The sequence below is a fragment of the Pseudomonas sp. JC1203 genome, assembly GCF_056175065.1.
The window spans coordinates 173,334-186,216 of sequence record NZ_JBWCAM010000011.1; the positions used below are offsets into that span (position 1 = coordinate 173,334).

The 12,883-nt window shown below is 63.7% G+C and carries 15 protein-coding genes; 5 read left to right on the top strand and 10 right to left on the bottom strand.

What is annotated here, in order from left to right:
* Positions 1 to 230 precede the first annotated feature (230 nt).
* The 3 genes from AC0SZ7_RS17910 to AC0SZ7_RS17920 all read left to right on the top strand — a co-directional run bounded on the left by AC0SZ7_RS17910 (position 231) and on the right by AC0SZ7_RS17920 (position 2,456).
* Positions 231 to 581, top strand: coding sequence for a metalloregulator ArsR/SmtB family transcription factor (locus AC0SZ7_RS17910; RefSeq protein WP_475505629.1), 351 nt, complete (start codon positions 231 to 233; stop codon positions 579 to 581).
* A gap of 104 nt (positions 582 to 685) precedes the next feature.
* Entirely contained in the window at positions 686 to 1,969 is a 1,284-nt protein-coding gene (locus tag AC0SZ7_RS17915) for an arsenic transporter (protein ID WP_475505630.1), read from the top strand.
* Between the two features lie 16 nt (positions 1,970 to 1,985).
* Positions 1,986 to 2,456: an arsenate reductase ArsC gene (locus tag AC0SZ7_RS17920; RefSeq protein ID WP_475505631.1), complete on the top strand. Its 471-nt coding sequence runs from the start codon at positions 1,986 to 1,988 to the stop codon at positions 2,454 to 2,456.
* A gap of 27 nt (positions 2,457 to 2,483) precedes the next feature.
* Here the strand turns inward: AC0SZ7_RS17920 and AC0SZ7_RS17925 are convergent, their stop codons facing one another.
* The 7 genes from AC0SZ7_RS17925 to AC0SZ7_RS17955 all read right to left on the bottom strand — a co-directional run bounded on the left by AC0SZ7_RS17925 (position 2,484) and on the right by AC0SZ7_RS17955 (position 8,714).
* Complete coding sequence (locus AC0SZ7_RS17925; protein ID WP_475505632.1) at positions 2,484 to 3,752, bottom strand: YbiU family protein; 1,269 nt, start codon at positions 3,750 to 3,752, stop codon at positions 2,484 to 2,486.
* 151 nt (positions 3,753 to 3,903) lie between these two features.
* Positions 3,904 to 4,785, bottom strand: coding sequence for a helix-turn-helix domain-containing protein (locus AC0SZ7_RS17930; RefSeq protein ID WP_475505633.1), 882 nt, complete (start codon positions 4,783 to 4,785; stop codon positions 3,904 to 3,906).
* Between the two features lie 84 nt (positions 4,786 to 4,869).
* Entirely contained in the window at positions 4,870 to 5,688 is an 819-nt protein-coding gene (gene aroE / locus AC0SZ7_RS17935) for a shikimate dehydrogenase (protein WP_475505634.1), read from the bottom strand.
* Positions 5,685 to 6,917: a CoA transferase gene (locus AC0SZ7_RS17940; RefSeq protein WP_473006623.1), complete on the bottom strand. Its 1,233-nt coding sequence runs from the start codon at positions 6,915 to 6,917 to the stop codon at positions 5,685 to 5,687. The genes aroE and AC0SZ7_RS17940 overlap by 4 nt, the downstream gene beginning before the upstream one ends.
* Entirely contained in the window at positions 6,914 to 7,369 is a 456-nt protein-coding gene (locus AC0SZ7_RS17945) for a MaoC family dehydratase (protein WP_475505635.1), read from the bottom strand. The genes AC0SZ7_RS17940 and AC0SZ7_RS17945 overlap by 4 nt, the downstream gene beginning before the upstream one ends.
* 8 nt (positions 7,370 to 7,377) lie before the next feature.
* Positions 7,378 to 7,764, bottom strand: coding sequence for a VOC family protein (locus AC0SZ7_RS17950; RefSeq protein WP_475505636.1), 387 nt, complete (start codon positions 7,762 to 7,764; stop codon positions 7,378 to 7,380).
* On the bottom strand, positions 7,761 to 8,714 hold the full coding sequence (locus AC0SZ7_RS17955; protein ID WP_475505637.1) for a ketopantoate reductase family protein: 954 nt from the start codon (positions 8,712 to 8,714) through the stop codon (positions 7,761 to 7,763). The genes AC0SZ7_RS17950 and AC0SZ7_RS17955 overlap by 4 nt, the downstream gene beginning before the upstream one ends.
* Before the next feature lie 93 nt (positions 8,715 to 8,807).
* Between AC0SZ7_RS17955 and AC0SZ7_RS17960 the strand changes: the two genes are divergently transcribed.
* Positions 8,808 to 9,740 carry a LysR family transcriptional regulator gene (locus tag AC0SZ7_RS17960; protein ID WP_475505638.1) on the top strand — a complete coding sequence of 311 codons (933 nt, stop codon included), beginning with the start codon at positions 8,808 to 8,810 and terminating at the stop codon, positions 9,738 to 9,740.
* Between the two features lie 70 nt (positions 9,741 to 9,810).
* Entirely contained in the window at positions 9,811 to 10,764 is a 954-nt protein-coding gene (locus AC0SZ7_RS17965; RefSeq protein WP_475505639.1) for a WD40 repeat domain-containing protein, read from the top strand.
* On the opposite strand, the gene AC0SZ7_RS17970 is transcribed toward AC0SZ7_RS17965, so the two are convergent.
* Genes AC0SZ7_RS17970 through pstB form a run of 3 tightly spaced genes read right to left on the bottom strand, consistent with a single transcriptional unit; the run spans position 10,761 to position 12,873 of the window.
* Positions 10,761 to 11,330, bottom strand: a complete 570-nt coding sequence (locus AC0SZ7_RS17970) for a hypothetical protein (protein ID WP_475505640.1) — start codon at positions 11,328 to 11,330, stop codon at positions 10,761 to 10,763. The genes AC0SZ7_RS17965 and AC0SZ7_RS17970 overlap by 4 nt on opposite strands.
* The gene (locus tag AC0SZ7_RS17975) at positions 11,330 to 12,028 is read right to left on the bottom strand and encodes a hypothetical protein (protein ID WP_475505641.1); all 699 of its coding nucleotides are present in this window, start codon (positions 12,026 to 12,028) and stop codon (positions 11,330 to 11,332) included. Before AC0SZ7_RS17975 ends, AC0SZ7_RS17970 begins: the two co-directional genes overlap by 1 nt.
* A 26-nt stretch (positions 12,029 to 12,054) precedes the next feature.
* Positions 12,055 to 12,873 carry a phosphate ABC transporter ATP-binding protein PstB gene (gene pstB / locus AC0SZ7_RS17980; RefSeq protein ID WP_475505642.1) on the bottom strand — a complete coding sequence of 273 codons (819 nt, stop codon included), beginning with the start codon at positions 12,871 to 12,873 and terminating at the stop codon, positions 12,055 to 12,057.
* Positions 12,874 to 12,883: the final 10 nt, after the last annotated feature.

Sequence of the window (12,883 nt, forward strand, 5' to 3'; positions counted from 1 at the left end):
GTGCCCATTTGTCGAGGATTTTCAGTGTGGCTGGATCTGCTGGAGGGGCACAAACTGCGCCGCAGTCACTGACCATGCCCCCGTAGCAGCTGCCGCAGGCCGCGTCCCTGGCGCCACCACTCGGCAGGCACACCGCTAAATGCCCGGATACGTAAGCCGCCACTCTTCCGAAAACCGCGAACACATGCGTAAATACGCATATACGCACCACAACCTACGGAAGCGGCAACATGAGCATTTCCCCCCCCGCCGTATTCAAATGCCTTGGCGACGAAACCCGGGCGCGCATCATGCTGTTGGTGCGCGCCGAAGGCGAGCTTTGCGTGTGCGAGTTGATCGCCGCCCTTGAGGACAGCCAACCGAAAATTTCCCGGCACCTGGCGCAGTTGCGGGCCTGCGGGCTGCTGGCAGATCGTCGGCAGGGCCAGTGGGTCTACTACCGCTTGCACCCGGAATTGCCACAGTGGGTGCTGGAGGTCTTGCAACTGACACTGGACGCCAATCTGGCCTGGGTCCACGGCGACCGTAGTCGCCTGGAGTCCATGGAGGGCCGCCCGGTTCGCCAGCAGGCTTGCTGCTAAGGGCCTGCAACTGACAGCCGTACATCAGGACCGTGGGCTTTATCGTATATATGGTTATACGTATATCCGTATAATAATATTCAACCCCTGCCCCGGTACCTCGCATGTTGCCCGCGCTGCTCATCTTCACCCTCACCATCATCCTGGTCATCTGGCAGCCAAAAGGCCTCGGTGTCGGCTGGAGCGCCACCTTTGGCGCGGTGCTGGCACTGCTCTGTGGCGTGGTGAACCTGGGCGATATTGCGCTGGTGTGGCACATCGTCTGGAACGCCACCGCAACCTTTATCGCGGTCATTATCATCAGCCTGCTGCTTGACGAAGCCGGGTTCTTTGAATGGACCGCGCTGCATGTCGCGCGCTGGGGGGGTGGCAGCAGCCGGCGGCTGTTCGCCTTTATCATTCTGCTCGGCGCCGCTGTATCGGCGCTGTTCGCAAACGACGGTGCCGCGCTGATTCTCACCCCGATCGTCATCGCCATGCTGCTTGCCCTGCGCTTCTCGCCCGCCGCCACCCTGGCGTTCGTCATGGCCGCAGGTTTCATCGCCGATACCGCGAGCTTGCCGCTGGTGGTGTCGAACCTGGTGAACATCGTCTCGGCTGACTATTTCGACCTTGGCTTCGCCCATTATGCCGCCGTGATGGTGCCGGTCACCCTGGTGAGCATCGCCACCACGCTGGGCATGCTGCTGTGGTTTTTTCGCGCCGATCTGCCCCAGGTCTATGACCTGGCGCAACTGAAAGCCCCACGGGAAGCCATCCGCGACCGCGGGACGTTTCGCGCCGGGTGGTGGGTGTTGGCCGCGCTGCTGATCGGCTTCTTTGTCATGGAGCCAATGGGTGTTCCCATCAGCGCGATCGCTGCCGCGTGTGCGTTGGTGCTGTACCTGATTGCCGCCAAGGGCCACGCCATCGATACCGGCAAGGTGCTCAAGGGCGCGCCGTGGCAGGTGGTGATTTTCTCCCTGGGCATGTACCTGGTGGTCTACGGCCTCAAGAACGCCGGCCTCACTGACCACATCGCGCAGCTGCTTAACGTGTTCGCCCAGCACGGTGTATGGGGGGCTGCACTGGGCACCGGGCTGCTGAGCGCAGCGCTGTCTTCGGTCATGAACAACATGCCCAGCGTGCTGGTGGGTGCGCTGGCGATTCATGCCACCGACGCGTCTGGCGTGGTGCATCAGGCCATGGTGTACGCCAATGTCATTGGCTGCGACCTGGGCCCCAAGATCACCCCCATCGGCAGCCTGGCCACCCTGCTATGGCTGCATGTGCTGGCGAAAAAAGGCATCACCGTCAGCTGGGGCTACTACTTCAAAACCGGAATCGTGCTCACGCTTCCCATCCTTGTCGCCACGCTGTGCGCACTCGCCTTGCGCCTCAGCCTTTGAACCCAGGACGCCCGTCATGAAAGTGCTGTTCATGTGTACCCACAACAGCTGCCGCAGCATCCTCTCCGAGGCGTTGTTCAACCACCTGGCGCCGGCTGGCACGGTGGCCGTCAGCTCCGGCAGTTTCCCCAGTGGCCAGGTCAACGCCCGGGCGCTGCGCACCCTGGCTGCCGCCGGCATCGCTAGCGACGGCCTGTACAGCAAGGCCTCGGGTGCCTTCGAAGGCGCGCCACCGGACATCGTCATTACCGTCTGCGACCGCGCCGCCGGCGAAGCCTGCCCGGTGTACTTCGGCCCCTCGCTCAAGGCCCATTGGGGGCTGGCCGACCCCTCTGCGGTGAGTGGCACCGAGCAGCAGATTGAACGGGCGTTCCAGGAGACCGTGGCCAAGATCCGCGAACGGGTAGGCGCCTTGCTTGCCCTGCCCCTCGGGACCTTGAACCGTGATCAGCTGAGCGCGGAGCTGGCGCGCATAGGCAGGCTGTAAGCCTGAAGCGCCGGCCGGGGCAGCCCGTCAAGCAGCGCCCAACCCCTTGCGGCCAATGTCATTGAGCTGGCCCACGGTGAAGCGGTCTTTCCAGCTCACCTCGTAATCCTCGGGCGGGAAGTCGTACGGCGAAGCCCCCTCCTTGAACGCCTTGAACACGTCTCGTGCGTAGCGCTGGTTCTTCGGGCACATGGGCGCTGCGGGCACGTACATCACGTTGCCCCAGCCTTGCTGATCCTCGACGGGGGCAACGCTGTGGATCACGTCGCAGTGCCACCACACCGAGTCGCCCGCGCAAACATCGGGAATCGCCGTCAGGCCCTTGACCAGCAAAGGATGCCACTTCTCCGACACCGGCAGCACCTTGCCCGGCGCCACGCCACACAGCTCATCCTCGGGCACGTCACTCAGCAGTGGGCGCAGCAGCATATAGGCCATGGCGGCGGGAATCGGCAGCGTGTGCAGCACCCCCTGGTCCGCCTGCATGTCCGACAGCGCCGTCCAGCCCTGGAACGTGCGGAACGCCGAGCACTTGACCGTGTCCTTGTAGGCGTACTCCTCGACTTCGGTGCGGTAGGCCGCATCCCACGGGTCGTAGGCGCTGAAGTTGTTGTGGTAGATCTTGTCGAACACCTTCAGGTACGCCGGGTGCAGCCAGCGTTCCAGCGCGCCGGAATCGGTATGCGGCCCCAGCCCTTTGGAGCGGGTACCCGGCGGGCGGCGGCGCACCCGGTCCGGGTACAAGGCGTTGACGTCGGGGTTGAACCAGGCCTGGCCCTGGGACTGGGTCTTCCACAGGCGGTTCAAGAACGATTGCGCCGTGGCCATGCGTTCATGCTGGCGCAACTGCATCTGCGACGGCGACCAGTAGATGGGAAAGATCTCGGGCCTGGAGGCTTCCAGGCTGCCGAAGAACTGGTCGACCGGCCCGCGATAGGTGGCGTCGAACGCATTGGTGTCCAGGTAATCCAGCAAGGCCTGGTCCCAGCCCAGCACCTGTTCGCGCGGGAAATGGTTCCTGACCACCAGGCATCCGCGCCGCTTGATCAGCGCCAACTGCTCGGGGGTTACCTCGCCACGGGCGATGGCGTCGTATTCCAGCACCGCCCAGCCGCAACCGGTAGTGGCTTCCTGCTCGCGGATGGAAGCGATTTCGCCTTCGATAAACGCACTGACTTCAGCGAACAGTGCCTCCACATCACCGATCTGCGCGCGCAGCACGCGCTTCATGGTGATCACGTTGTCTTTGTAATTGTCGGGAAGGTCAGCGCTCTCGAACGCCTGATAGTTTTTCATGGGTTTGACTGACTCGGGTCGTTGCGGTGTAAAGCCCCTCGGCATGCAGGGGCCAGCGTGTTTCCAGCGCCTGTATAGATACACTCGCCTCCGAGCAGGCGGGAGTCAGGATTGGCGCGTCTTCCAGTACAATTGTCGCGCCGGGAGCGTCTCAGGCGCCCTGAAGAAAACGTCGGCCATGCTGACGACGAAATTCAGTCGGGGTCATGCCCTTGTGCGCCTTGAACTGGCGGTTGAAAAACACCACCGAGGAATAACCCACCGCCTCGGCGACCGTGGCGATGTTGGTCTCGGTTGCCAGCAGTAGCGCGCACGCGCGGCCTATACGCAAACGCGCAATGTACTCCAGCACCGTGCCGCGGGTGTGGCGCCGGAACATGCGGTGGAACGCCGAGACACTGACGCAGGCCATCTCGGCCAGCGCCGGCACCGTCAGCGGTTTGGTGTAGTGCACATGGATATGGTCCAGAACCCGATGAAGACGCGCGTCCTCGCCCTGAGTGCTGGCAACCGCCGTCCACTGGTCAGGGGCAATAGGCTGCGCGTCGCTGTCGTGAAGCAGACGGGTCAACACCTGCAGCAACGAGACCAGGCGCTGTGGGTCATCCTGCGCGGCCATCCCCTCGATGACCGGCCGCAACTCCCGGGCAAAGCCGGGGCTGAACGTCAGGGCGCACTGGGCAGCCGTCAGCAGGTTGCGCAACCGGCTCAACTCCGGAAACAGCCCCATCAACGACTGGGCCCACGCCTCGGAAAACCAGATGACGAAGGCCACGTGCGGCTGGCCGGGGTCGACCCCTTCGGCAGAGCACCAGCTATGGGGAACGTTGGGCCCCACCAGCGTCAGGTCGCAATCGTCATAGGGCTGCACGTCGCTGCCGATGTAGCGGTGGCCGCGGCTGTTGAGGGTCAGGGTCAGTTCATATTCGGGATGGTGATGCCATTCGAACGGAATTTCGTCGCTCAGCCGCCGGTGCAACAGCGTCCACGACGCGTTGGCGGGGGTGGGGACCTTTTCAAAGCTGGGTTTCATGCAACGTGATTCCGCACAAACATCGACTGAAAACGCCACAATTGTACCAGCTAACCGGGTTCCCGCCCCGGTGGGTGCTCGGCTTTACTCCAGCGGCACGGTCAGGCGATCAATCACCGGGCGGGTTTCGGGGCGCACACCACGCCACCATTCAAACGCCTCGGCGGCCTGTTCCACCAGCATCCCAACGCCATCGGCCAGGTGCCCTACCCCAGCTTCGCGTGCCAGGCGCAAGAACGGCGTCAGGCCCTTGCCGTAGGCTAACTCATAAGCCAGCAGCGCGCCGTCGAATACCTCGGCGGTCACCGGCGGCAACTCGCCCGTGAGGCTGGCCGACGTGGCGTTGATTACCAGGTCGAAGCGTTGACCGGCCAGCGCTGGGTAGCCGCTGACATGCACACGCTCATCATTCACTTCAGCGGCCAGGGCATGGGCCTTGGCCACATGGCGGTTGGCGATGACCACCTGCGCAGGCCCCGCCGCCAGGAACGGCAGCAACGCCCCACGCACCGCACCGCCGGCGCCCAGCACCAGCACGCGGCGGCCGGCCAACGGCACTTGCAGGTTGTGTTCGATGTCACGCAGCAGGCCGATGCCGTCGAAGTTCTCGGCGTAGACCTTGCCGTGCTCGAACTTCAGCGCGTTGGAGGCCTTGGCCAGGGTGGCGCGCTCGCTGCGCGCATCGGCCAGCTCATAGGCGCGCAATTTGAACGGCGCGGTGATGTTCATACCGCGCCCGCCACTGTCACGAAAGCCCAGCACCTGGGCTTCGAAGCCTTCCAGTTCGCCTTCGATGGCGCCGTATTCGAGGTCTTGTTGGGTCACCTCGGCAAACAGGCCATGAATCAGCGGCGACTTGGTGTGGTTGATCGGGCGCCCGATCACGCTGTAACGGTCTGTCATTGTTCACCTCCATGAGAAAACAGCACGCCGTCGGCCTGCATCGCCGCGATCTCGTCCGCGCTGAAGCCCAGTTCGGCCGCCACCTGGGCGTTGTGCTCGCCCAGGTCAGGGGCCACCTGATGAATCGTGGTGTCGCAGTCGGAGAAACGGAACGGCAGGTTGGGCATGCGCAAGGTACCGTAACGTGGGTGCTGTTGCTCTACGACCATATTCCGCGCCTTGATCTGCGGGTCGGCGATGACCTCGTCGATACGCTGCACCTTGGCGCTGGGCACGTCGATCTCGTCCAGCAGCGACAGGATGCGCGCCACTGGGTTGGCCGCGACCCAGGCCTTCACCGCCGTGAGAATCTCTACCCGGTGGGTGTTGCGCCCGTTTAGGCTGTGGAACCGCGTGTCACTGCCAAAGCCCGCCGGGCCGCCATTGGCCTCCAGCATCACCGCGAAGCGCTTCCAGGCATCGTCCACCTGCGCGGCGATCACCAGGTCACCGTCGGCGGCACGGAACACGCCGTACAAGGTGGAAGTGGGCATGTCGTGGCCGGTCTGCTGCGGCACGATCTCGCCGTTGGAAAGGGTGTAGCACTGCACCGCGTACTCGTGCATGGACACCAGGGTGTCGTACAGCGCCATGTCGATGTGTTGGCCGCGGCCGCTGTTGACCCGCCCCAGCAAGGCGGCGTTGATGGCCGCCACCGCGTGGATGCCGGTGTACATGTCGCCCAGCGAAATACGCAGCAGCGGCGGCGCTTCGCCGGGGTTGCCGACCATCTGCATGATGCCGCTCTTGGCCTCGGCGATCAGGCCGAAGCCGGCGCGGTGGGCGTCGGGGCCGGTGTGGCCGTAGGCTGATATCGAGCAATAGACCAGCTTGGGGTTGCGCGCCGACAGCTCTGCATAGCCCAGGCCCAGCTTTTCCAGGGCGCCGGGGCGGTAGTTCTCGATGAACACGTCGGCCGAGTCACACAACTTCTGCATGAAGGCCTTGCCGCGTGGGTCCTTCATGTTGACGCTGACGCCCTGCTTGCCCATGTTCAGCTGCAGGAAGTAGCCGCTCTGATGCTCGTCCAGGGTGAAGGCGTGCTGGCGGCCGGCGTCGCCGCTACCGGGGCGTTCCACCTTGATCACCTCGGCGCCCAGGGCAGCGAGGCAGCGGCCCACGTAGGGGCCGGCGAGGAAGTGGCTGTAGTCGATGACTCGAATGCCTTTCAGGGGCAGTGGCTGGCTCATGCGTGCGGTCTCCGTGGCACCATCAGGCGGTGTTCACCGCGTTGCACGACCTGGCCGTGCTGGTTGATCAGTTCCGAGGGCAGGACGACGATGCCCCAGCCCGGCTTGCTGTTGCTGGCGCGAATGCTGCCCACGCGGAACTTCACGTGGAGCACGTCGTTGACCTTGATCGGCAGCACAAAGTCCCAGGTCCAGCCCAGGCTCATGCCCGGCAGGAAGCGGTAGTCGCTCTGGGTCTTGAGGCCATCGGCGATGCTCTGGCCGAACAGCCCGTGGGCCACCAGGCAGCCGAAGTGGCTGGCGTTGGCGTAGGCCTCGTCGACGTGCACCGGGGTGTGGTCACCGGTGAGGTCGGCGTAGGCCAGGATGCGTTCCTTGGTGACGGTGTATTCAGGGCTGGTGCATTCGTCGCCTTCACGGGCGTCGTCCCAGTATTTTTCTTGGAGGGTCATAGGGCAGCTCACGAACGAGGGTTAATGGCCAAAGCCTGTGCCACGCAGGCAACCGGCGAGGCTTGAATGAATTCCACCGCCAGGCCGTCGGGCAGGCGCAGCCAGTTGCGACCTTGGGGCATGACGGTGACGTCAAACTTATGGGCCGCGGCCAGGGCGTATTCCAGGTCTTCGCACATCACGCCCAGGTGGCCGAGGCGGCCTTCGGGTGCGTCATGGTCGGGCTTGCTCATGAACTGCATGCCGCCCAGGGTCCAGTACTGGATGGGCTGCTCGACGGTGCCCTGCACTTCGCGCAGGGTCATGCCGAACACCTCATGGAAGAAATGGATGTGCCAGTGGATGTCCTTGACCCAGACGGCCACATGTTCGACATAAGCTTTGGGGATGCTCATGATTTGGCTTCCTCTTGTTGATGTTGATCGGTCATCGCCCGCTCGATGCCCTTGATGCAGGCCACCAGGGTCTCGTTGACGGGCGTGGGCACACCGTGGCGCTGGCCCCAGCGCACGACGGAGCCGTTGATGAAATCGATTTCGGTGACCGAGCCCTTTTCCAGGCTCTGCAGCATTGAGGTCTTGAAGGCAGCGGGCAGGCCCTCGGCGGCCAGGTTCCAGGCGGCGCCGGGGTTGGTCAGGCTCAGTTGCACGCCGGCGGCGGTGGCCACGGCGATGGCTTCGGCCACCGCCGCCAGCGACACGGCCTTGAGCAGCGGCTCGCTGTAGAGCTGGCCGTAGGTCAGCCGGGTGATGCCAGTGAGCGCGCCGGTGGCGACGTTGACCAGCAGCTTGTCCCACATGGTGCCGACGATGTTTTCGCTGACGGTGGTGGCCAGGCCGGCGCCATTGAAGGCGTCGGCGATGGCCTGCACGCGGTCGCTGAGGCTGCCGTCCAGTTCGCCGATGTAGGTGTGCTTGCCGGCCACGCCGGCACGGATCACGCCGGGGGCCAGCAGCACGCCACCGACGTAGGTCTTGCCGGCCAGCACCTTCTCGCGCCCTACGGCGTCGGCGAGGATGTCTTCGTGGCCCAGGCCGTTCTGCAGCGACAGCACCAGGGTGTCGGGCCCGATCAGCGCTTGGGCGCCGGCAATGGCCTGGGCGGTGTGGAAGGACTTGACCAGCACCACCACCAGGTCCACCGCGCCGATCTGCTCGGCGCGGGTACTGGCGTTGATCTGAACCGCGCGTTCACCGCGCTGGTCCAGGACTTTGAGGCCGTGTTCATTGATGGCGTGGACATGCCCCGCGTTGCGGTTGAGCAGCCAGGTCTCGTGGCCGGCCTCGCTCAGGGCCGCGCCGATGGCGCAGCCCAGCGCGCCTGCGCCCAGAATGCATACTTTCAAGGGGTGGCCTCCTGTTGTTGTGGGGCCACTCTATGCGCGGGGGCATTGTTGAGCTATACAATGACCGCAATAGCTCTATTGCGAATTTTAATAATGGTCGATTTCCTCGCGCTTCCCGAACCCAAGCTGCTGCAGCTGTTCAGTGTGCTCTACGACACACGCAGCGTGACCCGCGCCGCCGAACAACTGGGCCAAAGCCAGCCCACCATCAGCATCTGGCTGGGCCGGCTGCGCGAGCAGCTGCATGACCCGCTGTTCGTGCGCACGCCCGCCGGGATGGCTCCCACGCCACGGGCAGAAGCCTTGATCGGACCCTGCCGTGAAGTGCTGGAATCCTTGCGCAGGCTGACCAGCCACGCGCCGGACTTCGACCCGGCCACCGCGCAACGACGTTTCCGCCTGTGCATCAGTGACGCCAGCCACATCACCCTGCTGCCGCGGCTGCTGGAGCATCTGCGCCAGGTCGCGCCCGGCATTCGCCTGGAAGCCGCGCGCATCGATGGCAACACCGAGCGCGCCCTGGAGTCTGGCGAGGCCGACCTGGCCGTGGGCTTCGTGCCCTGGCTGGGCGGGGGCATGTACCAGCAGGTGCTGTTCCCCCAGGACTGGGTCTGCCTGAGCAACGCGGCCCACCCCCGCCTGGGCACGCCCCTTGATCTGCCGCGTTACCAGGCCGAAGGCCACGTGCTGGTCACCGCTGGCACCGGCCAGAAGCTGCTGGAAGCCGCCCTGGCCCGTCAGGGCATCGAGCGCCAGATCATCCTGGAACTCCCAGGTTTCCTGGGCCTGGGCGCCATCATTGGCACCACCGACCTGATCGCCACCCTGCCCCGGCACATCGGTGAAACCCTGGCCGCCGCCCATGGCCTGCGCGTGCATGATTGCCCGGTGGCGATAGAGGGCTTTTCAGTGAAGCAGCACTGGCATGCGCGGTATCACCTGGACACGGGGAACCGCTGGCTGCGCACAGTGATGGTGAAACTGTTCAAGACAAATACGCTCGGCAACCCCGGGCAATCCACTTGAACTAAAGCCCTCGCGAGGCTCTCCATCACTACATTCAACGCTTGCTTGCCATCAGCACAGGATGAATCTGATGAACCTCAACCACAGTGCCGGACATGAAATAATCGCCGTCGACAAACAGGGCCAGCAGGTCCTGTTCCTGAACCCCGCGAACCTCTCAGTCCTCGCCGCCATCACCGACCTGCCATCGCGCCCCCATGAATTGCTCGTGCTTGAGCAGCTGCGCAAAGCCTACGTACCCATCTACGGCGATGGCATCCACGGTGACAACCCTCACCCCAACCACCAGGTCGCCGTGATCGACCTTGATACCCGCCGCCTGAGCGGGTTCATCGACACCCTGCCCTACGTGTCACCCCATACCGGGCGCCTGGGCCGTGACGGCCTGGTGTACCTGTGCTGTGAAAACAGCGCGACGATCCTCGTCATAGACCCTGCCCACGACAAGATCGTGCGCCATATCCACGTCCCCTCGAAGAATGTGCACCGCCTTGCGCCGCTACGCCACGCAGACCAGCTTTGGGCTGAAAGCGAAGAGGATGGCCAACTGTATGCCGTCGACCTGCGCGAGCCCGACCAGGCTCCCAAAGCCCTGGCAATGCCAGGCCCTTTAAATGGTATCGACGCATCGCCTTTGCATCCCTGGGTGGTAGCCACCGCACAGGATCGGCCGGTGCTGTACGTGGTGGACACCGAGCAGCACCGCTTGCTGCGCACCGTCGAACTGCCCGGGCACCAGCGCCCCGGGCAGGTGGTGCGCTTCAGTCCCGATGGCCGAATACTGGCGGTCATCGGCGACTTTGAGCCGGTAGTGAGTTTTTTCGATGAAAACCTGCAGTGGCTGTTCAATGCCGAGCTGGGTGACAAGCCGTTGGACGGGTGCTTCAGCCCCGCGGAGGATTATTTGCTGGTGGCCAACGAAAACGCCGCCACTGTCAGTGTGGTGGACGTTGGCAAGCGGAAAACCATTGCGCAGGTACCGGTAGGCAATGGTTGTGAGATTCTCGCGTACTTCCAGCGCTAGGATAACGGCTGCGGATGGCGGTAGTTGGAAGCTTCTGCCGCTGCCCTGCGCGCTCTTGTGGGCGATGATTGCTGCCACGCCACTTGCTGCTGCACACCACTGGCGGCCTCCAGGACTTTGCGCGCCCAGTGCTCATCCCTCGGGCACACGACCGCCACGCGAAAGCCGTGGTCATCGCCTTCCATCAGCACGCCCTCGGAATCATCCACGTGCAGGTCGATATCGAATGCCGGGGGAAACTTCGACGGCGCATTCGCCAGCCCGCGCAGTGCCACCACGTGCTGGTGCCGGTCACGGTTGACCACCCCGTCCACGTGGATGCCGTAAAGCAACAGCCAGCGCCTGATATAGGACGGTGTTCTGCCCGACGATGTGTAGATCCAGATGCTGCAACCCTGACGGCGCAAATCGCGGAACAGCGAGCGCGCCCCACTACGCAGGGGTTCGCCCAGCCAGCGATGAATAAACGCAGGCAGCCTGCTGGGCTCGGCGGCGCTGTGGTGAGGCAGGCAGGCCAGCGTGTCATCGATGTCGAACGAGATGCGTATGCGCGGGTACCTGCCCATCAGCGGCCCTCCTGGCAGATGGGCACGGGCGTGCCGCTCAGGAAGAACGTCGCAGGGTCCGGCGCCTTCGCTTCGAGGAAGGCTGCGTATTTTTTCTTGATCTTCGGCAATTCGTACAACGCCTTGACGCCATGCTTGGCAGAGTTGCGGATGACCGAGGACGGGTTGAAATAGCCCTCGGCGTTGTCCAGCGTCAGCACGAACGGTGGCTGCCCTGCCCGCATCAGCAGGTAGCTGACAATCAGTGACCCCGTTCGGTTGTTACCCTCGATAAACAGCTGCGGCTTGCTGAGAATTCGCACGTAGACACCAGCGGCCCGTTTCCATACCGAATCGCTGCGGTACGCGCAGTACCAACTGTGCAAGCCCTTGATGCCGCCCTCGACGTTGTTGAAGAAGTGCGCCTCGGTGGCCACCAGGTGCTGGGCAAACTCCAGGCGGCGTGCCGGGTCACGGCCACACAATACCGTGGCGTTGAGCTCCAGCATCAGGTCCAGGTGCTGCAGGTCGAACAGGTCGATATCCCGTGCCACATAGTCGTCAATCAAGGCATAGCCTTCAACCACATTGAGCAGCACTTCGTCGGTAAACGGGTCTCGCGGTTCGGTGAAGTGCTGGCTGAGTTCGCCGAAGCGCTGCTGCACATCGCGCAATGCACGCGTTACCGCGTGCAGGTCAAGACGACGCGTTGCTGGCATTCACACCCCCACACATTCTGCACGCCTCAGCTGAACTTGCCGCTGATGTAGTCGCTGGTCAGTTGCTCGCGCGGGCTCTGGAAAATCTGCGTGGTCGGGCCCATTTCGACCAGATAGCCGGTGCGCGTGCCTTGCGAGATGTCCACCGAGAAGAACGCGGTGGTGTCGGCGACCCTGATCGCCTGCTGCATGTTGTGGGTCACCAGGGCGATGGTGTACTGCTTCTTCAATTCCACCATCAACTCCTCCACCCGCCGGGTGGCAATGGGGTCGAGCGCCGAGCACGGCTCATCCAGCAGCAACACCTGTGGCTCGGTGGCAATGGCCCGGGCAATGCACAGCCGCTGCTGTTGGCCACCTGACAAGGCCAGCCCGCTGACCTTGAGCTTGTCCTTGACCTCGTCCCACAGCGCGGCGCCCTGCAACGCGTGCTTGACGCGGTCGCCCAGGTCGCCCTTGTAGCGGTTGAGGCGCAGGCCGAAGGCAACGTTGTCGAAAATGCTCATCGAGAACGGGTTGGGCTGCTGGAACACCATGCCGATGTAACGGCGCACCACCACGGGGTCGACGCCCTTGCCATACACATCCTGCCCGAGGAAATGCACGTGGCCTTCGAAGCGAAAGCCTTTTACCAGGTCGTTCATCCGGTTGAGGCTGCGCAGCACGGTGCTTTTGCCGCAGCCCGAAGGCCCGATGAAACCGGTGATCTTGTTTTTTTCGATCGGCACATGGCTGTCACGTACCGCCATGAAGTTACCGTAGAAAATCTTGTCCAGCTTGCAGTCCATGACCACTGGCGCCTGGCTGACCAAGGGAACGGCTTTTTGCGCAGTCGGTACGTTCATGTTCAGGTGC